The sequence below is a fragment of the Beggiatoa alba B18LD genome (assembly GCF_000245015.1).
Taxonomy (GTDB): domain Bacteria; phylum Pseudomonadota; class Gammaproteobacteria; order Beggiatoales; family Beggiatoaceae; genus Beggiatoa; species Beggiatoa alba.
Window position 1 is genome coordinate 1,005,656 of record NZ_JH600070.1, and the last position, 21,858, is coordinate 1,027,513.

18 protein-coding genes are annotated in these 21,858 nt (G+C 40.2%); 8 read left to right on the forward strand and 10 right to left on the reverse strand.

The features are described 5' to 3' along the window. Nucleotides 1-73 precede the first annotated feature (73 nt). A complete protein-coding gene (locus tag BEGALDRAFT_RS04025; protein WP_002683919.1) occupies nt 74-295 on the reverse strand; it encodes a hypothetical protein in 222 nt (73 codons plus the stop codon). 133 nt (nt 296-428) lie between these two features. Here BEGALDRAFT_RS04025 and BEGALDRAFT_RS04030 point away from each other — a divergent pair, with 133 nt between their 5' ends. Continuing rightward, nucleotides 429-1,541, forward strand: coding sequence for a microcin C ABC transporter permease YejB (locus tag BEGALDRAFT_RS04030; RefSeq protein WP_002683920.1), 1,113 nt, complete (start codon nt 429-431; stop codon nt 1,539-1,541). Here BEGALDRAFT_RS04030 and BEGALDRAFT_RS04035 read toward each other — a convergent pair. From BEGALDRAFT_RS04035 to BEGALDRAFT_RS04055, 5 genes are all read right to left on the reverse strand, one after another. Continuing rightward, a complete protein-coding gene (locus BEGALDRAFT_RS04035; protein WP_002683921.1) occupies nt 1,538-3,034 on the reverse strand; it encodes a hypothetical protein in 1,497 nt (498 codons plus the stop codon). The genes BEGALDRAFT_RS04030 and BEGALDRAFT_RS04035 overlap by 4 nt on opposite strands. Next, entirely contained in the window at nt 2,973-3,524 is a 552-nt protein-coding gene (locus BEGALDRAFT_RS04040; protein ID WP_002683922.1) for a hypothetical protein, read from the reverse strand. The genes BEGALDRAFT_RS04035 and BEGALDRAFT_RS04040 overlap by 62 nt, the downstream gene beginning before the upstream one ends. An 8-nt stretch (nt 3,525-3,532) precedes the next feature. Beyond that, nucleotides 3,533-4,228: a hypothetical protein gene (locus BEGALDRAFT_RS04045; RefSeq protein ID WP_002683923.1), complete on the reverse strand. Its 696-nt coding sequence runs from the start codon at nt 4,226-4,228 to the stop codon at nt 3,533-3,535. Nucleotides 4,229-4,639: 411 nt separating this feature from the next. Then, on the reverse strand, nt 4,640-6,052 hold the full coding sequence (locus BEGALDRAFT_RS17870) for a hypothetical protein (RefSeq protein WP_002683924.1): 1,413 nt from the start codon (nt 6,050-6,052) through the stop codon (nt 4,640-4,642). 18 nt (nt 6,053-6,070) lie between these two features. Continuing rightward, nucleotides 6,071-7,021: a hypothetical protein gene (locus BEGALDRAFT_RS04055; protein WP_002683928.1), complete on the reverse strand. Its 951-nt coding sequence runs from the start codon at nt 7,019-7,021 to the stop codon at nt 6,071-6,073. A gap of 241 nt (nt 7,022-7,262) precedes the next feature. Here BEGALDRAFT_RS04055 and rluB point away from each other — a divergent pair, with 241 nt between their 5' ends. Together rluB and BEGALDRAFT_RS04065 are read left to right on the forward strand one after the other, a co-directional pair. Then, complete coding sequence (rluB, locus tag BEGALDRAFT_RS17875; protein WP_002683929.1) at nt 7,263-8,450, forward strand: 23S rRNA pseudouridine(2605) synthase RluB; 1,188 nt, start codon at nt 7,263-7,265, stop codon at nt 8,448-8,450. After that, nucleotides 8,447-8,731, forward strand: a complete 285-nt coding sequence (locus tag BEGALDRAFT_RS04065) for a hypothetical protein (RefSeq protein WP_002683930.1) — start codon at nt 8,447-8,449, stop codon at nt 8,729-8,731. Before rluB ends, BEGALDRAFT_RS04065 begins: the two co-directional genes overlap by 4 nt. A gap of 42 nt (nt 8,732-8,773) precedes the next feature. Here BEGALDRAFT_RS04065 and queF read toward each other — a convergent pair whose 3' ends face one another. Together queF and BEGALDRAFT_RS04075 are read right to left on the reverse strand one after the other, a co-directional pair. Then, nucleotides 8,774-9,163, reverse strand: coding sequence for a preQ(1) synthase (queF, locus tag BEGALDRAFT_RS04070; protein ID WP_002683931.1), 390 nt, complete (start codon nt 9,161-9,163; stop codon nt 8,774-8,776). 93 nt (nt 9,164-9,256) lie between these two features. Then, the gene (locus tag BEGALDRAFT_RS04075) at nt 9,257-10,432 is read right to left on the reverse strand and encodes an ATP-binding response regulator (RefSeq protein ID WP_002683932.1); all 1,176 of its coding nucleotides are present in this window, start codon (nt 10,430-10,432) and stop codon (nt 9,257-9,259) included. Between the two features lie 663 nt (nt 10,433-11,095). On the opposite strand from BEGALDRAFT_RS04075, the gene BEGALDRAFT_RS04080 reads away from it, so the two are divergent. Continuing rightward, a complete protein-coding gene (locus BEGALDRAFT_RS04080) occupies nt 11,096-12,067 on the forward strand; it encodes a LysR family transcriptional regulator (protein ID WP_002683934.1) in 972 nt (323 codons plus the stop codon). A gap of 305 nt (nt 12,068-12,372) precedes the next feature. On the opposite strand, the gene BEGALDRAFT_RS04085 is transcribed toward BEGALDRAFT_RS04080, so the two are convergent. Beyond that, complete coding sequence (locus BEGALDRAFT_RS04085; protein ID WP_002683937.1) at nt 12,373-13,710, reverse strand: TRZ/ATZ family hydrolase; 1,338 nt, start codon at nt 13,708-13,710, stop codon at nt 12,373-12,375. A 163-nt stretch (nt 13,711-13,873) separates the two neighbouring features. Between BEGALDRAFT_RS04085 and BEGALDRAFT_RS17880 the strand changes: the two genes are divergently transcribed. From BEGALDRAFT_RS17880 to BEGALDRAFT_RS04100, 3 genes are all read left to right on the forward strand, one after another. Continuing rightward, nucleotides 13,874-16,024: a SpoIIE family protein phosphatase gene (locus BEGALDRAFT_RS17880; RefSeq protein ID WP_002683938.1), complete on the forward strand. Its 2,151-nt coding sequence runs from the start codon at nt 13,874-13,876 to the stop codon at nt 16,022-16,024. Nucleotides 16,025-16,113: 89 nt separating this feature from the next. Beyond that, complete coding sequence (gene moeA / locus BEGALDRAFT_RS04095; protein ID WP_002683939.1) at nt 16,114-17,382, forward strand: molybdopterin molybdotransferase MoeA; 1,269 nt, start codon at nt 16,114-16,116, stop codon at nt 17,380-17,382. Nucleotides 17,383-17,817: 435 nt separating this feature from the next. Then, on the forward strand, nt 17,818-18,315 hold the full coding sequence (locus BEGALDRAFT_RS04100) for a protein-tyrosine phosphatase family protein (RefSeq protein ID WP_002683950.1): 498 nt from the start codon (nt 17,818-17,820) through the stop codon (nt 18,313-18,315). Nucleotides 18,316-18,360: 45 nt separating this feature from the next. Here BEGALDRAFT_RS04100 and recG read toward each other — a convergent pair whose 3' ends face one another. Then, nucleotides 18,361-20,433: an ATP-dependent DNA helicase RecG gene (gene recG / locus BEGALDRAFT_RS04105; protein ID WP_269719558.1), complete on the reverse strand. Its 2,073-nt coding sequence runs from the start codon at nt 20,431-20,433 to the stop codon at nt 18,361-18,363. 673 nt (nt 20,434-21,106) lie between these two features. Here recG and ubiE point away from each other — a divergent pair. Beyond that, on the forward strand, nt 21,107-21,850 hold the full coding sequence (gene ubiE / locus BEGALDRAFT_RS04110) for a bifunctional demethylmenaquinone methyltransferase/2-methoxy-6-polyprenyl-1,4-benzoquinol methylase UbiE (protein ID WP_002683954.1): 744 nt from the start codon (nt 21,107-21,109) through the stop codon (nt 21,848-21,850). Nucleotides 21,851-21,858 lie beyond the last annotated feature (8 nt).

Genomic DNA, 21,858 nt, shown 5'->3' on the forward strand with positions numbered 1-21,858 from the left:
TGCGTGAAACGTGAAATGCTGGGTAAAGTGGCAATATCTTTGCCACTTTAGGGTAATACGTCCAAACGGTGTGTTATTTGCTTGCAGGCGGGGTGGGGGCGCGTAAAATCATGGGTTGGAAAAAACTCGGATTACCTTCATCATCCGCGATAGCAACAAGGTTGCCATGTGGAATGTAACCCTCAGTAATCTTTTGGTTAATTTGATTCACCATTAAATTGACTGATTTAGTCACGCCAACGCTACTGCTGTCCATGACGACGATATATCTTTGTTTGGGCGTTTTTTCTGCCATTGTTGTAACCTCGTTTTTATTAGAAAAATACAGCAAGAGACCTGTTGCATTATAGATTAAGTTACTAGACACCTCTATGAGACAATAACTTATTCTGTTTCATCATAAATATTTTTTGTGTGGGTACTGGATTATGACGGCTTATATCATTCGTCGTTTATTGTTAATTATTCCAACCTTGTTGGGCATTATGGTGATTAATTTTTTTATCATCCAAACCGCTCCTGGGGGACCTGTTGAGCGTACCATCGCCCAATTAGAGGGGACATTGCAAAGTTCAACGGCACGTTTTGGCGGTGGTGTTCGTAGCGATACCTTGCAAAATAATTCAATGACGGTTAGCACGTCTGAAACAACTAACAGTAAATATCGGGGTGCTCAGGGTTTATCAGCAGAAATGATTCAGGAAATTGAGCGTATGTATCATTTTGATCAGCCTGTCTATGTGCGTTTTTTTCAGATGTTAAATAATTATGTCATGTTTGATTTTGGCAATAGTTTTTATCGTGATCAGTCTGTTGTGAGTTTAATTATTGAAAAAATGCCCGTGTCTATTTCATTGGGATTATGGACAACTTTATTGGTGTATTTAATTTCTATTCCTTTAGGCATTGCAAAAGCCGTGCGTGATGGTAGTGCATTTGATGTATGGACAAGTGGCGTGATTATTATTGGTTATGCGATTCCAAGTTTTTTATTTGCGGTGTTATTAATCGTTTTGTTTGCAGGCGGGTCGTTTTTTGACTGGTTTCCGTTGAAAAATTTAACTTCGGATAATTGGAGTGAGTTAAGTTTTATCGATAAAATTTTAGATTATCTCTGGCATATTACCCTGCCTGTGCTTGCAATGCTCATTGGGGGGTTTGCGGGTTTAACGATGTTAACGAAAAATTCGTTTTTAGATGAAATTAATAAGCAGTATGTGATGACCGCACGGGCAAAAGGATTAACTGAACGGCGGGTATTGTATGGGCATGTTTTCCGTAATGCGATGTTAATTGTGATTGCAGGCTTTCCCAGTGCATTTATTGGGATTTTATTTACAGGTTCATTATTGATTGAAATGGTTTTTTCTTTAGATGGGTTAGGTTTATTGGGGTATGAGGCGGCGATAAATCGGGATTATCCTGTGATGTTTGGCTCGTTATATATGTTTACTTTATTAGGATTACTCCTTAATTTAGTTGGAGATTTAACGTATATTTTGGTTGACCCGCGAATTGATTTTGATAAACGGGAAAATTAGGGCGTGCAATGTTCAACGGTTAAATCTTCTTTAATGCAGTAACTAATATCATTGGTATCGCTGGCAGTTTCTACAGTGCCAATCAGGTAGTTATTGATATCGTGACGGGTTTCGGTTGTATCTAATGGCGATGCGGTGCGCGTTTGTCCACTCAGTTGGCTACCTGCAAAGGTGATTTTAGCGATATAAATACCATCAACACAGCTACTTGAACCATCACAAGGGATTATTGGTAAAACGGCTGTTCGCTTGTAGTTTTCAGCAACTTCATAAAATAATTGGCTTTTTTTGTTTTGCCAGAGGCGAGAAAACTTTGTGAAATCGCTGGTATCAATGGCTGTATTTTGACAAGTAGTATCTAAATCGCTGGTTATAATGTCACTGATAGAACAAGCTGTTATTAAATTTATGATTGCTGGATTGCCAAGCGGTAGCGTCAATGTGTTAGGCAATCGCCCCACTAAAGTATCTGCTAGTTCTACATAACTTCCATCGTTTTCATAATCACTCAATGCTACTGAAGCTGCAAAAGACAGGCGTTTATCATTCGCCACAGGGTCAGCGACAACTTGTTGACGGGCAGGAATGGCGACACAATGCGCGAGCAGTTGCGTGTAGCAATGCATCAGTTGTTTAAAATCTTTACGTTTATTAATAAAATCAAATAATTCTTTGCGGGTAATGTAAATTATTTGGTCATTTCCTGATTCATTAAATACTTCAATTTTATACGCCACATTGACATTATTGATTTTTGCAAATGTATGGGGCGGGCTAGCTGTACTATTTTCAACCACAGATTCTATATAATCGCGAAAATTATAATTACTGCCACAGGTTTCCGTCGCGGTTCGTGATGGTCTTGTTTGTCCTGTTTGCACCAGATGAGGCGCGATAATAACTGCAACAGCACGTTCATCAGGATGACTACCTGTCGCTCTGCTTGCCGTTGTTACCTCAAAAAATCCTGCATTATCATCGTTTAACATATCTGTTCGAGCACCGCTTGAGTTTTTATAACTCCCTGAAACGGCATACCATAAACATTCATTACTTTCATCAAATAATGGTGGAATAGCCAATGTTAGCCAAGGTAATTTACCAATGGCACTTTGATTTTTAATCCCACAATTGCCCGCTTCTCTCCCTTCTATAGAAACGCCTGTATCTGGACAAGGTAAAAAGCCAAAGCGTCCGCGTCCATCGGGGTTCGTGAATGGGGGTTGGCTGAAATCATAGTAACGAGCGGCATAACCTAATAAAGCCTGTTTTGCATATTGCAGGGCTTTTTCTGTTTGTTGCTGACGAATTAAGCGAGTATCCACGGCATTAAATTGAGTGAGAAAAAAAGAAACGCTACTCACGACAGTAATTAATAAAGTGAGTAATAAGACAACGCCTGTTTGCACAGAATGTTTCTTGAGGATGTGCTTAAGGGCTGTGCGTTTCATGATTGGGTGTTGTTTGCGTGCGAGGAGGCACAACAGCATCATGCGCTGTTTGCTCGGAAGGACTTTTAAGCAAATAGCTTTCTATAGTTTGATTCTTATGGGTTTCTAAAATTTGCCCTACTTTTAAACGGAAAGTCGCTGGTTGCGTATTTGTTTCTTTCGTTTGCTTTTCTGTTGCTTGTTGCGATAACACAATGAGCAATTGGGCAGAGGTATTTAATTTTTTTGTATCAATGACTTTTGCGGTAAAGCCTGTTTGCTCTACCGTTGTAAGTTCAGCATCATTTACCCATGTAACAACGACATTATTTTGCCGTTTTACAAAGCCATTAAACGTAATTTCCATCGGGGGCGGGGTAACGATTTCCTTTTCAGAGATAATTTTTTGTTGCAAAAAGGGTTCTGGGTATTCACGGATTAAGTCTAACGCCTGCCGTTCTTCAGGGCTGGTGAATAAACGGAGAAATTCTTCCGCCGTCGCAGGCGTAATATAACTTAAATATAGGAAGCAAAAGAGGAAAAAATAACGCATGATATCCCTCAATGTCGGTTATCAATAATATAAAGGTTATACCAATACAGCACACAGGTAACATTTAAATTGGGTTTTAAGGGGTAATCAATATGTGGATTTTCCCCTAAACGGGTTAATTGGCAGGCGGCTGTATTTAAAATACCTTTGGGAACACTGCTATGAATTTGTTCTAATAAATTGAGCAAGTCTATTTCATGTAAGATTTCTAAATTGAGTAGAAAACGGGTTTTAAACAGAAACGTCTCTTTTTTTGCAGGGGTTTGTTCTTTTGCCTCTTTTAAGAAAGCGGGCGTATAAGGGACTGCATCTGTATTTTTAACTGTGCCTTGAATATCCCGCACATTGTTAATGAGTGATTGAATATGCTCATTGAGTTGAGAATTAAGCAAGAGTGATTGTATTTGTGCCTCTTCTATATTTGAACTTGGGGGCATCACTTCATAAAAACGACGGCTAGTGAGTTGGTTAAAAAACTGATAATCCTCAGATTGTAACTGGTTTAATGTATTTGCTAATTGTTCATAGGTCTTTTTAGTTTCAGCCAATGTTTTATTTTCTTTCTCTAATTGCGTCGTGATAGAGCCTAGATACCAATAGCTACTTATTCCTATCGCAATGCTGATGCAAACGCTAAAAAAAAAGATAATGAGCGAAATTCGTAATATTGACCAGTCTATACCAGTGGAGGAGGCAGAGGACATAATTTAACCTGAGTTCGGCGAGTTTTATAAAGTAAAACGGAGACCTGCTAGGTTTTCAAAACCTCGCAGGTCTTTTTTTGTCTGAATCAGAATTCACAGAATTTTCAGAATTAGCAGAATTAAAAACATAATTTTTTATTCTTTTAATTTTCTTGTCTTTTTAATTCTGAAAATTCTGATTCAGACAATCTTTTAATCCTGTGAATCCTGATTCAGACAAGCTATTGTCTTTTTAAAAGAAACTCGCCGAACTCAGGTTAGTTTAAGGGTTTTAAATTCTGTTAATTCTGTTAATCCTGAAAATCCTGATTCAGACAAATGCTTGTCTTTTTAAAAAACCTCGCTGAACTCAGGTTAATTAGGTAGCTGGTCAGTTGTCCTACCTATCAGCATAACCATTAGTTATCAAAGCTATTTATTGGCTGTGTTTGAACTTTGATTCGTAGAAAAAGCAATGATAATTTTATCCATTAACGCAAAGAGTAGTTCCACGCTATATCCTGCTAAAAAGGCGAGAGCAAGAGGCGAGAGCGCGCTAAAAGAAGCAAAATCAGGCTCGATAAACCAGCCAATCGCTAAACCCGATAACGCGCCAAGTTGAATCCGTAAACGGTAGCTAATATTTGATTCTTTTACATAGATTAGCTCACGAATTTCTATCGTTAGCACACGCAATACATACGCAGATGCACCTAAAAGTCCATATAAAACAGGTAATAAATACATTTGCAATGCCCGCAAAATGAATTGTCTTTCCTGTAATAAAATATCCATCCGCATCGCCGTTTCTGGCGTATAAGCACTAATCGTTGATGTATTTGCCGTTTGTTGCAAATTATTGATAGCCGTTGTGTTCAACAATAAAGTATTCTGGGTGGTCGTTTGTTGGAATAAACTACTGTTATCTAATAAATCAGTGTTATTACTGCTCGTTGTGCTAGTGCTTGTCGTTGTGCTGTTGCCGTTATCCATTTCATTGTTAAAAATAAAGACTGACCATGAAGACGAATTTTTTAAAATTTCATAATTCGCCATCAAGCGATTACGTAAATCGTCCAACTGTGCATTTAAGTTATTAATTTCACGGTTATTTGACCATTGTTCATTAGGGACACGTTGTTTAATACTATCTAACTCAGCAATAACCGTTTCTATCTGTGTGGATAGTTTAATCACAGGGCTAACGCGCATAGAAGCCATTAGCCAGTAAATTTGCACGAATAACAGGACAAAAAGAATCACTAAACTGCCTGTTTGATAAGCTTTAACGGTTCTTTTTGCTTGAGAATCATCCGCAGTTCCACTACTTATCAAAGAGAATTTTTTTAATTTATTGCGTAGCTCTTCAGAACGTTCCTCTTCGTTAAAAACACCACAAGCGCGTAAGCTACTGACAGACACAGGACGAACAGCCGTACCAATAGTATTAAAGGCTTGCCAGAATAAAATTTCTCGCTCGGCTGTCCATTCCTTTTGTTTTAACCAATGTTTGGCATTAACAATGGTTGAAATTACTTGTTCCTCTAAACTCAAGCCTTTTTTAGCCGCATAAGTGACTAATAAATTAGCTTCGTCCACATAACGCGCCATATGTGAAGTTACTTCTGCAACTAAAATCGGGGGTTTAGCGGGTAGAATAGTCGTATCGATGACGGGATTTGCTGGGGTAACGGTTGCAGAATCAGAAGGCGGTGGCGACGCAACAGTCGCAGGGGAATTACCGCCTGTATTTGTAGGCTCGGTTGTATCCTGCATTTCTGATGCGACTGGTGGTTTAACTGCGTCGGCAACTGCTTGTGTTTCTTCTTTTGTTTCTGTATTCACCGTTCTCACCCTGATAAGTTATTTTACTAAAATTTGATAAGAGCAAGGATTTTGTTCACACATTAATGGGCTATCATCCGCAAAAACAACGTCGACACGCCATACCCCAGTTGCAACACTGTCGCGCCCACTCGAAATACGTAAGTCAAAAATATCACTGCTTTTAACTTCTGCCTGTAAACGTTCTTTTAAAGCATTTAATTGAGCGGGTTCGCTTGGTAATGCATCGACAGTGGTTTCAAAACGGAAACCAACAACAGGATAGGAACGAAACCATTTATGGCGAATGGGAAGTTTGGCAGGTTTAGACAATTCTCTTAAAAACTCATTACTGCCTTTAATACTCATCCATAAATACAGGGATGAACCACTAGGAACAGCATCAGAATAGACTGTTGAGGGGTCTTCAGAATCGGTAATCATATCTGTCCACACCGCATTAATAGAAGGTAGCGAGGTGCGAATCATATAACGACATGGTTGATTACGTTCACAAATAACAGGAGATTCATCCGCATATAAAATGTCTAATCGCCACATACCAGTGCGAATATTTTGGTCTGCGGTGATATTGGTAGAAAGGCGATATAAATCTAAAACATCAGGTGGTGGTGATTGTTGTTGCTCTAAACGACGAGATTGTATGGGATTAATCCGTCTTTCCCGACTGGCATCAAATGTTGTGATATAAGTGAGTGGTGGTTCACCTTCACTGCTCCAACGCGCTTTTAAAGGGAGTTTATTATCTCGCTCTAAGTTTGCAATAAGCGGGTCTTCTGCTTTAACGATTAAGAGAAAATATAAGGCTTCATGAGAAGGGGCAACCCGTTGATACAGTTTACGGGAGTTTGCAGGACTATCTGCCCAACTGCTGGCTAATACATTAAAACTTTCCGCCCATGCGTTTGAGATAAAGCAAAAACACAAAAAAAAGCAGAATATTATTTTAATAACTATAGGGTTAATCATCAGAGATTGCTCCATCATCAAGTATGAATGAAAACTATAACATGCTTTATTCAATTGACCTATGTTCACAGCGTGGATTGTCTCAATCCAACCAAATTGAGCAAATTTTCAGCGTTAAATCAACATAATCTTGTTAGACTTAACGACCAGCTCTATTCTTTATCCAATGATTGTTAGGAATAGTTGTTCTCTCCCCCTTGAACTATTACCATGTTGTCTTCCTTTTATAACTGGCTCTATCATGCGTTTTAATCCTGATACTACTGAAAAACTTCAAAAAGTCCTTGCCCGTGCGGGTTTGGGGTCACGTCGTGCGATTGAAGCATGGATTCGTGAAGGGCGCGTTAAAGTCAATCAACAAGTGGCTCACATTGGCGCACGTGTTAGCTTGCAAGATGAAATCCAAATCGACAACCGTAAATTAAGCATGCAACAGTTAGCACCGCCACCACGACAAATCCTGATTTATAACAAGCCTGTTGGCGAAGTTTGCAGTCGTGACGATGACGAAAACCGCCCTTTAATTTTTGATAAGTTACCAAAGCCTAAACAAGGTCGTTGGATTAGTGTAGGACGCTTAGATGTCAATACGACAGGCTTACTCCTCTTAACCACAGATGGCGAACTGGCAAACCGTTTAATGCATCCTTCTGCGGAAATAGAACGCGAGTATGCGGTGCGTGTGTTGGGTAAAGTAGATGAAGCCATGTTGCAACGTCTGGTAACAGGTGTGCAATTAGAGGATGGAATTGCCAAATTTGAACGGGTGGATGATGCAGGCGGAGAAGGTGCAAACCATTGGTATCATGTTGTTTTAAAAGAAGGACGTAAACGAGAAGTGCGCCGTTTATGGGAGGCGCAAGGATTAGTCGTGAGTCGCTTAATGCGTATTCGTTACGGCGTTGTCACCTTACCGCCGAGTTTGCGCATGGGACAATTCATGGAGCTAGAAAGTAATGTTCGCCAAGCATTATTACGTCAAGTGAATTTAACCGAGACAGTAAAAGAAACTGAAGAAGGTCGTGACACGGTTCGACAAGACAAACCGAATCAACGCCCCAACGGAAAATTTACTAAACAAACTTTATCAACGTCAACAGCAACCCGCGAACCTGCAAAGCGTTCTACAAGACCTAAAAAAGATTGGTGGGAATCCCGTATTGATGAAACGGACGACACTGGATTTTCAAAACGCAATTTGCAACAAAAAAATACAGCTAAACCAGTGCATCAACCCCAAGCCGTCACGGGCGGGCGGGCTAACAAACCCACAACGCCATCTACCGCAAAATTTACTGCAACGAAAACAAATACACGCCCTGTATTAAGTAAACCCAGCAAACCGACAAGCCGTCCACAATTAGGGAAAAAACTCGCATCTAGCCCAATCGCTAAACCCAGCACGCTGTCAACGAAAAAACGCGGATGAATGCAACAATAGATTGGTTTACGCAAGGAATGCAGTTTCGACGCACAACGCAACTTGCCGACTTGCCCCCCTTGCAACCATCATGCGTACAAGATTGGTTAGCAGGGGTTAAAGCAGCCGATGAAGCAGAAACAGATATTTTCTTATTGACCGATTGTTGCGCAACAGAAGAGTTTCAATACTGTTTAACACGCCAGCCGTTAGTTGACTTTTTCAAACAACATTTAACGGCACAGCCTGATTTATTGCGCTATTTATTAACACGCTTGGGACAGGATTAAACAGAATAGGGTGCTTTGGCTGTGCACCCCAAAGACTGTTTTTTATGGCAAATGAACAGGGGTTGGAGGGGTCCAATCAGGGGCGCGATGTTCAACCACAACCTGTGTATAAATCCCACCGCGTACATTAAACTCTGCACGTAAGCGCATAAAACGAGGCTGACAGGCATTCACCAAATCCGACAGAATTTGGTTCGTGACTGCTTCATGAAAAGCCCCTTCATCACGATACGACCAAATATAACCTTTTAAAGATTTCAATTCGATACAAGTTTGGTCAGGCACATATTCTAAAAATAAGGTAGCAAAATCGGGTTGTCCTGTTTTTGGGCATAAACAAGTAAACTCAGGCATCCGCATATGAATCGTATAATCGCGGCTAGGTGTTGGATTTGGAAAGGTTTCTAGGATTTTACTGGCTCGAATGGACATAAACAGACAATCTCGATAAAAGACTTTGATTAAAAATGACTTTTAGGTTAAGTTAAGGTGAATCAATAAAACAGGAATGAATAACGAAGCGTTTTAACTCGATATCACAGGTAAACGCACGGTGAATAAGCTGCCTTTGCCTAATTCACTTTCTACTTCAATCGTACCATTCATCATGGTGCAAAAATGACGACAGATTGTTAAACCTAATCCTGTTCCACCATATTCGCGGGTTGGACTGCTATCAATCTGTGTAAAAGGTTTGAAAATATGCTCATACTGCTCTTTAGCAATACCAATTCCCGAATCTTGTACCGTGAATATAATCCACTCAGTACTACGACTTGCTGTTAAGCGAATATATCCCTGATGGGTAAATTTTGAGGCATTGCTTAATAGATTAAGAAGAATTTGCTGCGTTTTGCTTTCATCCGCATATAAACTGCCAATATCTGACGCACATTCAATGCTTAACTGATTTTCATTTAACGTTGGTTGAATAATTGTTGCTGCATCATTCACCAATTTTGCAATATCAAACCATGAGGCTTTAACCTCTATTTTTTCAGCTTCAATCTTGGCAATATCTAATACATCACTGACTAAGCCTAATAACTGTCTTGCGGCGGTTTGAATCTTTTCTAAATCAGGGACTAAATCCTGATGTCCCATATCTTCCGCATCATCCCGCAACATATCCGTATAGCCAATAATCGCATTTAAAGGCGTGCGTAATTCATGGCTCATATTGGCTAAAAAAGCACTTTTTGCCCGATTTGCAGCTTCAGCCGCTGCGCGTGCCTGTTCATTCTCGATACTACGACGCTCTAACTCTTTGGTTCTTGCTTGTAGTTGTTGCTGTAAACGACGGAAATTTAAATGATTATTAACACGAGCTAAAACTTCCTCATGTTGAAAAGGCTTAGTAATATAATCAGATGCCCCTAAGGAAAACCCTTTGACCTTATCAACAGTATCAGCTAAGGCAGTCATAAAGATAATGGGAATATCTTGAGTATTTTTTTGTGACTTCAGGACTTTACAGGCTTCAAAACCATCCATACCAGGCATCATCACGTCCAACAATATTAAATCTGGTTTAGCGTATTCAGCCCGTTGAATACCCCCTTTACCATCCTTTGCCACCAAGACTTTGAATCCCTCAGCACTCAGAAAACTGAACAACACGCTAACATTAGCGGGCGTATCATCCACTATTAGCAATGTTCCCTTTTCAGAGGTTTCAATGTGTTGAGCTTCTGCATTCATGCACGCATTATCCATTTTTTTAGACTGATAAAAACAGCATCCAGTAATGAAAGTAATAGGGTTAGTGTATTACGTATTATAGTTGTTTTACATCTAAGAGAACGACCATCATTTTAAATGATAATCTGTTGCTGATTTAATAAGGATATTTTACTCACCCTGTTGTTATTTTTCACTAATCAGCGGAACACAACAAATACACCATGATTTCACGTATTTTAAAACCTTTAATGACAGTACACCAATAATCGTTTAATTTTAAATAAAATACTAATTTTATAAAGAGTTACGCCAAAGAATTTAGGTATCACATCAATCAAACAATGATATTTTAATGCAGATATGAATGTAAAACACTTAGGTCTTTTTATCAATAAATGGATAAGTATCCATAAAAAAATAAAAAACACTGAGATTATATGGTTATTAAAAATAACTTATCAGCCTGTTGCTATATAAGCATATTTACTATTTGAATATCTTTCAGTTATCGATTAATTTTGCTTTGCTTATTGTTAATAATTTTTATACGATACATCAATTAGATTTATGTATAATTAAAAACACATAAAAAAAGCTTGCCTTATCAGGAAGGAGGATTTATGAACAACACAATCTACATTGCCACTGTGGCACGCATCACGGAATGGTGATAGTCATTTTATGAACATGACACTACGCCAACTCACGTTATTTAAATCGGTTGCAGAACACCTCAGTTTTACCCGCGCTGCGGTAGAAATGTGTTTAACTCAGCCAGCCGTTTCTATTCAAATAAAGCAATTAGAAAGCCATGTTGGTATGCCTCTATTTGAACAAATTGGAAAACGCATTTTTTTAACAGATGCAGGACGCGAATTATATGCCGCCTGTCAAGACATTTTCTCGCGCATAGAAACGTTAGATATGTCGCTGAATGAATTACAAGGTAGCATTAAAGGACGCTTAAAATTAGCGGTTGTCACCACAGCCACTTATTTTACCCCCCATCTATTTAGTCGCTTTTTACGCCAATATCCCGATGTTAATATTCGTTTAAATGTCACAAACCGCAATAGTATCTTAGAACGTCTCGCAAATAATGAAGACGATTTAGTGATTATGGGACAAGTCCCCGAACATTTAAATGTACAAGCACATCAGTTTTTAGAAAATCCCTTAGTTGTCCTCGCGCCTGCAAATCATCCACTTGCCAACGAAAGAAATATTCCACTTTCACGCATTGCCCAAGAAACTTTTTTAGTTCGTGAGCTAGGTTCTGGCACTCGTTTAGCTATGGAACGTTATTTTGATGGCGTTGAACTTGGGCTAAAAGTGGGTATGGAATTAGGCAGTAGCGAAGCCATTAAACAAGGCGTGATTGCAGGGCTTGGCATTTCAGTGTTATCACGTCATACCCTCACCTTAGAATTAGCGGCTGGTATTATTAAACTCTTAGATGTAGAAGGATTTCCACAAATGCGCTATTGGTATATTGTGCATTTAAGTGAGAAAAAACTTTCTTTAGTTGCCCGTACTTTCCTTGAATTTTTGATTACGCGCACACGTGATGTATTAACTGAGGCAGAAAAAACCCTTGTTGAAGCGGGAATGCATATTAATGAACCTCACCCACACATCATGATTGCAAAATAATTATTTTAATATTAGAGACCTGCTAGGTTTTCAAAACCTAGCAGGTCTTTTTTTGTCTGAATCAGAATTCACAGAATTTCCAGAATTAGCAGAATTAAAAAGCATGATTTGCATTAATTTTTTGGTTTTAGGGTTTTAAATTCTGTTAATTTTGTTAATTCTGAAAATTCTGATTCAGATAATGTTTTAATCTTGTCGATTAAAGAAAGGTCAACCCTTTTCGCGTGTTCCGACAGACTTGCTAGGTTTTGAAAACCTAGCAGGTCTCTGTTTTATATTATAAAATTCGCTAAATTTAGGTTATGTTATGACTCTGCTTGTTGCATGAATGCTGCAATTTTCATGTACCAATCATGCGTTTTAGCCTGAACTTCATGGATATTGAGCGATGTTAAAGCGCGGGATTTTAACAATTGTCGCCCTGCAACCCAAACATCGGTTACTTTATCGCGGCTTGTTGCATAAATCAGATGTGATAAGGGATTATAAATCGGTTGAGTTTCAAGCTCATTCATATCAATTGCCACTAAATCCGCTGATTTACCAACCAATAACGAACCTGTTTCGGCATCAATGCCTAATGCTTTAGCCCCGTTTAAGGTTGCCATTGTCAACGCCTGCGCTGCGGAAACACTACGCGCATCTTGGCTCACCACTTTTGCAAGCAAGGCAGCCGTACGCATTTCGCCCAACATATCCAAGTCATTATTGCTGGCTGTGCCGTCTGTTCCCAATGCAACATTAACCCCTGCATTTAATAATTGTTGTACAGGGCAAAAACCGCTTGCCAGTTTCATATTAGACTCAGGACAATGCACCACAGTTGCTCGATGTTCGGCTAATAGCTGAATTTCTTCTGGATTTAATTGCGTTGCATGTACCGCTAATAAACGCGATGACACCAGCCCCAAATTGGCTAAGCGGGCTAATGGACGTTGTTTATCCTTTGCAACCGCTTGCTCGACTTCCTCTTTAGTCTCATGGACATGTATATGAATGGGTGTATTCAATTCCTCTGCCATTGCAGCACCTGCCTGTAACGGTGCGTCAGAAACGGTATAAGGTGCGTGCGGTGCAATTGCAGTTTTAATTAAAGGATGATTTTGATACTGTTGATAGACTGCTCGCCCTTTTTGTAAATATTCATCAGGATTTTGGGCTTGAATCGTCGGAAAATCTAATAAAATTAAGCCCAGTGTCGCACGCATACCTGATTCATCAACAACGCCCCCCGCTACTTCAGGTAAAAAGTACATGTCATTAAAGCAGGTCACACCACCGCGCAACATTTCGGCAATGGCTAAACGTGTTCCATCTGCAACAAAATCCGCACTCATAAAAGCATTTTCTGCTGGCCAAATACGTGTTGTTAGCCATTCATGTAATGCTAAATCGTCAGCAAAGCCACGTAGTAATGTCATGGCTGCATGTGTGTGTGTATTAATTAACCCTGGAATGACAACATGTGTCATTAAACGGTGAGTAATCCGTCCTAAATAACGACTGGTTGCTTCTATATTGGGTAAAATCGCAACTATTTTGCCCGCATCAATTGCAATTGCATGTTGCTCATACACCACGCCTTCAGGCTCTACAGGAATAACCCAACCTGCATAAATTAAAGTATCGACAGATTGCATCATGAAATTTATTTTCAGTGAGTGAGTGAGCGTTTTATCATAGCAGTTTCTCGGCTCAGACCATCATCTTCTGCTGTCATGATTGAAGAAACCACAGACTATTGTTATAAGTTAATTAATTTAACGAGTTAATAGATAGCAGAACAGAAATATAGAGGGTATGCAAGTGTCTTTTCTAAAAGATTGGGTTGCACAACGTTCACTCAGCCAGCGAACGATGTTTAATATGGCTGTACGGATTGCACTCGTGATTATTTGTGTAACCATGCTGAGTTATTGGCATTTTATTTCGAGCTTAGAAACACAAGTTGTTTCACAGCTTGAAAAATATGTGATTGAACGCGGGCAACGTGAAAGTCATATTTTTCAACTTGCTGAAGATAATCATCAGCTCTTAAAACAAGCCTTATTACAACGTTTAGAACAATTTAGCGATACTGACCCAAAAGCCGAGTTCGACGCTTTATTTGAAACATGGGCAGATGGAACAACCCGTAATCGTTTGCAAGGACAATCCATCGAGCAATTTGATAAACAAACTTATCCAACGGTATTTATTGGCAAACAGGTAGAAATTAACGCGGATATACGCAGGCGAGTACTGGCATTTTACGAATTAACGCAAACTTATGGACGCGCATGGCTGAATCGCTTTGTGGATACGTACATCATGGCACCCGAAAATATAGAAGTGATTTATTGGCCAGCCGTTGCATGGGGATTAGACACCACCGCCGAGATTAATATCCCAGAAGAAGAATTCTTTTTTATCTCTGATAAAACACATAACCCTGAGCGCAAACCTGTTTGGACAGGTGTTTTTGAAGACCCTGTACCCAAATTATGGATGGTGTCATTAGAAACCCCCGTCGACGATGCCCAAGGGCGACATATTGCAACGCTAGGGCATGATATTATTTTAAATGACTTATTTACACGTATTGTTGATGAACGTTTAACAGGTACGTATAACTTACTTTTCCGTGAAGATGGACGCTTAATTGCTCATCCTGAGTTTATGGAGGCGATTAAAGCCAAAGGTGGTGCGTTTAATATTCCCACAGACGGCGATTTACATCTGCAAACGATTTTCAATTTAGTTAAAAATCATAATAAAACCCGCATTATTGATAATACCACGCAACATGAATACTTAGCCGTCACCCAACTGGCAGGAACAGGCTGGTATTTTGTTGTTGCCTACCCAAAAAGCCTACTCGCTGAATTAGCTTTTCATACCGTCACTATCATCTTTTTACTCGGTTTATTATCCCTACTCATCGAACTTTTTATTCTCTTTTACGTTCTACGTGTACAAGTCAGCACACCGTTAAAAAGCTTTGTAACCGTTACACAAAAAATTGCAGATGGCAATTTTAAAATTGCACATCAACTCGATACACTACGACAAGATGAACTCGGCAAACTCGCAACCGCCTTAAGCCTCATGTCCTATAAGTTAGAAAATAACTTCATGCTGATGGAGGGCATTGTGCAAGAACGGACTCAAGCCCTTGCAACGGCAAATGCGGAGATTACCGAATTAAATCAACGCTTAGAAAAAGAAAATGTACGGATGAGTCATGAGCTAGCCATTACACGAAAATTACAACAAATGGTTTTACCACGCACTCAAGAACTGACCAGAATTCCAGAACTCGACATTGTTGGCTATATGGAACCTGCTTCCGAAGTTGGTGGCGATTACTACGACGTGCTACAACAAAATGGACATGTAAAAATCAGCATCGGCGATGTAACAGGACACGGCTTAGAAAGTGGTGTTTTAATGCTTATGGTACAAACTGCCGTGCGTACGCTACTCGTCAACAACGTTACCGACCCACATGAATTTTTAAATACCCTAAACCGCGCAATTTACGACAACATTCAACGGATGAGCTCAGACAAACACCTGACCTTATCCCTGATTGACTACGAAAACGGCACACTACACCTAAGCGGACAACATGAAGAAGTTCTCGTCGTGCGTAAAGAAGGCAATATCGAACGCATAGACACGATTAATCTAGGCTTTATGCTAGGACTAGAACCCGACATCAGTAGCTTTGTCGGACAACTCGACATAAAAATCCAATCAGGCGATGGCATCGTCCTTTATACTGACGGTATCACGGAAGCCTTTAATAAGCACAAACAACCCTATGGCTTAGAACGCCTATGCCAAATCATTAGCCAATCGTGGGCATTATCAGTGGCAGACATTTGCGATGCCATCATGCAAGACGTAAGACAACACATCGGCAACACCAAAATTTCTGACGACCTAACTCTATTAATCATCAAAAAAACTTAAAAACTTCCTACGTAAAACGGCGATACCACTGACAACGACCTGATTTTACAATAACAATAGTTTCATCAAGGACACAAAAGGCACAGGCTATGACTATCGACAATTTTACCCCTGCCCCTAGCTGCATGGACGCGCTAGAACCATCCATGCTCAGTGTTGCACAAGCCTTACAACAAATTAAGGCACAACTCGCCCCTATTACAGACAGCGAAAAAGTGCCTATTCGTCAAGCCTTAGGACGTGTCCTAGCAGAAACTATCGTTTCATCCATCAACATCCCCGCTTACACCAACTCCGCCATGGACGGCTACGCCATCCACAGCGCAGACCTGCCCCAAACAGGCTCACAAACCCTCAACGTAGTCGGCACGGCGATGGCAGGACAACCCTACACACTCAAAGTAGAGCGCGGGCAATGCGTAAGGATTATGACAGGCGCAGTCATGCCAACAGGCACAGACACCATCCTGATACAAGAACGTGTACAACGTGATGGCGAACTTATCCACTTTCTAGCGGGTGAACGAGCGGGGCAAAATGTTCGCCATATTGGCGAAGATATTCGTCAAGGACAAACCGTTTTAAACATTGGCAAACAAATTTTACCTTCCGAATTAGGGCTACTTGCCTCACTCGGTATTGCCGAAATAGCTGTTAAACGCTATTTACGGGTTGCCTTCTTCTCCACAGGCGATGAACTACGCTCAATTGGAGAAAGTTTAGAACTTGGACAAATCTACGACAGCAACCGCTACACCTTATATGGCATGTTACAACGTCTCGGCGTAGAAATTCTCGACATGGGTGTTATCAAAGACGATAAAGAAGCCTTAACACACGCCTTCACCACCGCAGCTACCATTGCTGATGTCGTTATCACCTCGGGCGGTGTTTCTGTCGGAGAAGCTGATTTTACGAAAGACATCCTACTCAACTTAGGACAAATTCAATTCTGGAAAATCGCCATGAAACCAGGCAGACCGCTTGCCTTTGGACGCATACAAAACGCCGCTTTCTTCGGTTTACCGGGTAATCCCGTTGCGGTCATGGTTACTTTTTACCAATTTGTTCAGCCCGCCTTACAATACCTCATGGGAATGCCTGAAAAAACGCCGATTACCATAAAAGCCCGTAGCTTAGTGGCATTAAAAAAGAAAGCAGGACGCGCCGAATTTCCACGCGGTTTACTGAGCCTAGATAGCAATGGAGAATGGACTGTTACCACGACAGGACAACAAGGCTCAGGTATTTTAAGCTCCATGAGCGTAGGCAACTGCTTTATTTTGCTATCCGTTGAACAAGGCAATGTCAACTGTGGGGAATGGCTGACTGTACAACCATTTGATGGGATGGCTTGAGAACTATAGTAAACGTACTATAAAACGGCACGAAGGACTGGCAGTCCTAAATTTAAATTACTTTAACCTGAGTACGGCGAGTTTCTTTTAAAAAGACAACAGCTTGAATGTTGTAGGGTGGAATAGCGAAGCGTATTCCACCTTGAAATTCTGCAAAAACTGAGCAAAAACAGATTATAAATCGTATGGTGGAATACGCTTCGCTATTCCACCCTACATTTTTTAGTTGAAAAATTCTAAAAGGTTTTCGCCACTCGCCGAACTAGCGTTACTTTAACCTGAGTTTGGCGATATTTTTAAAAAACAATATCTTGTCTGAATTAGAATTAACAGAATTTAACCCCCTTAAACCAAGAAATTAATGCGAATCACGCTTTTTAATGCTGCTAATTCTGAAAATTCTGTGAATTCTGATTCAGACAAATTAAGGTTAATATGTTATTACCAGATATTTATTGGATTAAGGATTTTTTGGAGGGAAATTTGGCGATTATGCCAAAACCTCGTTCAAATGAATGGTTAGAAGATGAGATACAAGCATTTAATAATCAGGGTATTAATCTGGTTGTGTGTTTATTAACCACTCATGAAATCTATGAGCTTGAGTTACAGAAAGAAAAAACATTATGTGAACGCTATCAAATTGAATATATTTCTTTTCCTATTGTAGATAGAAGCGTTCCGTCTTTCTTGGAAACTAAAACATTGGTTGATTATTTACTTTGTCAATTAAAAGAAGGTAAAAAAGTAGCGGTACATTGCCGTGCAGGCATTGGTCGAGCTGGACTGATAACTGCCAGCATTTTAATTCGTTTTGGTATTGAACCCAAACACGCTTGTCAACTCATTTCTAAAGCAAGAAAAATTCAAATCCCAGAAACTGATGAACAACAACGTTGGCTTTTTCATTTTAAAGACTACTTGAAAAAATGAAATTTCTCAAAATCATATTTTTTATTTTTCAATAAATTACCTGCATTAACTCACCAACTCCTCCCCCTGCACCCTCACCCACCGTTCAATAATCGGTTGAATAGTTTCAGGATAATCTTTTAATAATAACTCAGCAATTTCAACAACTGTGGGTAATAATCCCTCATCGCGTTGAAAATCGGCAATACGTAAGCGCATTGTTCCCGTTTGACGTGTACCCAAAACATCGCCGAAACCACGCAAACTTAAATCTTGTTGTGCAATAACAAAGCCGTCTTGTGTATCGCGTAAAATCCCCAAACGAGTACGCGCAATTTCTGATAAAGGGCTTTGATACAGCAAAACGCAATGACTATCGACCACACCACGTCCCACTCGACCGCGTAATTGATGCAACTGCGCCAGTCCCAAACGCTCCGCATTTTCAATAATCATTAAACTGGCATTTGGCACATCGACACCGACTTCAATTACCGTCGTTGCGACTAATAAATCCAATTCGCCCCGTTTAAAAGCCTGCATCATGCCTTCTTTTTCCTTCGCTTTTAAACGCCCGTGTACTAACCCAATACGTAACTCGGTTAAATTCTCTGTTAATTGGCGGGCTGTTTCCTCTGCTGCCTGATATTGCAGTGCATCAGATTCATCAATTAAGGTACAAACCCAATAAGCTTGTCGACCTGTTTGGCAAACTTGGCGAATGCGTTCAATAATTTCCGCACGTCGAGTATTCGGAATGACGACTGTTTTAATCGGTAAACGTCCAGCGGGTAATTCATCAATCACTGAAATATCTAAATCCGCATATAACGTCATCGCTAACGTACGCGGAATCGGGGTTGCTGTCATAATTAGCTGATGCGGGTGAAAATTCGCTTGCGCTCCTTTATCGCGTAATGCCATACGTTGTTCTACGCCAAAACGATGCTGTTCATCGATAATGACAAGCGCGAGTCGTTGAAAAGTGACTGCTTCTTGAAATAATGCATGTGTGCCAATCGCTAAAGCACTTTCACCCGTCGCTAAGGCATTTAATGCCTGCTCGCGTTGCTTCTTGCTAACGCTACCCGTCAACCACGTAATATTAATCTTTAATGGAGCTAACCATTGGTTAAAATTACGAAAATGTTGTTCTGCTAATAATTCTGTGGGCGACATCACGGCTACTTGATAACCCGCTGCAATTGCAGACAATGCCGATAACGCCGCGACAACTGTCTTACCCGAACCGACATCGCCTTGAATTAAGCGTTGCATCGGATGTGTTTGTTGTAAATCGTGGGCAATTTCTGCACTGACCCGTTGTTGTGCATGGGTTAATTGAAACGGTAAATTTTTTAAAAATAGTGAGTTAAGCGCGTGCTCTGCGGGCAATGGCACGGCTTGATACGTTTGTGCCTGTTGTCGTAAACGACGCAAACTTAAATAGTGCGCAAGTAACTCTTCAATAATCAGCCGACGTTGTGCGGGATGTTGTCCTGCTTGTAAATCGGCGGTAGAAACCGTAACGGGGGGGGCGTGCAGGGTCTGTAAGGCTTGGGCAAGGGGTAATAATTGAAATTGCGCTTGAATCGTGGGCGGAAAGGGGTCGATTAAGACGAGATTTTGCAAAGCCTGACGGGCAAGTGAGCGCAATAAATGCTGGTGTAACGTGCCTGAGCTGGGATAAATCGGGGTTAATTGTGCATGAATTTCAGGGGCGGGTTTATCCTCGCGGATAAATTGGCATTCGGGGTGAATAAATTCTAAACAATGATAACCTTGACGCGCTTCCGCAAAACATCGCACCCGCGTTCCTACTTGAAACTGCTGTTGTTGGGCGTAGCTAAAATGGAAAAAGCGCAAAATTATCCCGCCCGTGTCATCCGTCAACATACAGACTAATGTCCGTCGCTTGGTAATTTTTACCTCAGCGGCAGTAATCATGCCCTCGACTAAGGCTTGTTCGCCAACATTTAAGTCTTTAATCGCGGTTAAACGGGAACGGTCTTCGTAACGAGCGGGAAGATGAAAAAGCACATCGTCAACGGTAGAAATGCCTAATGTAGCGAGTTGTGCGGCGGTTTGTTTACCGACACCTTGTAAGCTGGTAACTGATTGAGACATTGTTAATATGATGTCACTGAAATGATTTTTTGCAGTGTAATCATTTTTACAGGCAAAAAAAAGAACGCGGCGCGTAATAGGGGCGACAGCGTTCTAACCGAGGGAGGGAAACAGGAGAGCTACCTTTAAAAATCAAGCCACATCATTTAAAGACATATCTAGTTACTTTCTTTTATTACAAAGCTTATGCCAATTTTATTTGATAAAATAATATATTGTTATTAAAAATAATTCCCCAATTTTTCACTAAACTATCTGTTTTTTGCATTGCATCATTTTAGTGCTTAATCAGCGTTTTTTGTGCTATTTGCGTTCATAACAATGTATCGCTAGTGCACTGTTAAATGATGTTAATTATGGTTGAGACAATCATATAGTAAACGTACTATAAAACGATGCCGATGACTGGCAGTCCTCACAGGATTGCCAGTCCTAAATTTAAATCACTTTATGGTACGTTTACTATATTTATTTGGTAGTGCTAAACAATGTAGGGATGTATGCGATTCAGACCAAAATAGATAACACTGTCTCTTTATCACTATTTTATTTAATTCAAAGTTTATTTAGTAATTTGTGTGTGTGTTTAGGTTTTTTAAATCATAGAAAGCGAATACAGCATTCGCCTTGTCATCTAAAAAAATTCTATAATCCCTTTTATTCATTATTCTATTGGGCAATTTTTATGACAACTCGCAAAACTACCGATTTTGGCTTTACTCAAGTGCCTATTGAAGAGAAAGCAAAGCGTGTTGCTGATGTCTTTACTTCAGTAGCAACACGTTACGATGTGATGAATGATTTAATGTCATTGGGTATTCATCGTTTGTGGAAACGTTATGCCATTGAGTTGTCAGCGGTGAAGCGTGGGCAAAAAGTTTTAGACTTAGCAGGCGGGACAGGCGATTTAGCCAAGCAATTTGCAGCAATCACGGGCGGGATAGGGAATGTTGTATTAGCGGACATTAATGCGGATATGTTGCGGGTTGGTAGAGAACGTTTATTAGATGAGGGAATTGTCGTTGATTGTGCACAGGTTAATGCGGAGTGCTTACCCTTTGCGGATAATACCTTTGATATTATTACGATTGCCTTTGGTTTACGGAATGTGACGGATAAGGCTGCCGCGTTGCGTTCTATGTTACGGGTGTTAAAACCCAGTGGGCGGGTTTTAATTTTAGAATTTTCCGAATTGCAGTTAAAACCATTAAAGCCATTTTATGATTTATATTCTTTTAAAATCTTGCCATTGATGGGAAAACTGGTTGCAAATGATGCAGAAAGTTATCGTTATTTGGCAGAATCAATTCGTATGCATCCAAATCAAGAAACCTTATTAAATATGATGCAAACAGCGGGGTTTGAACGTTGTCGTTATCATAATTTATCAGGGGGAATTGTTGCGATTCATTGCGGTTATAAATTTTAAATGAGGCG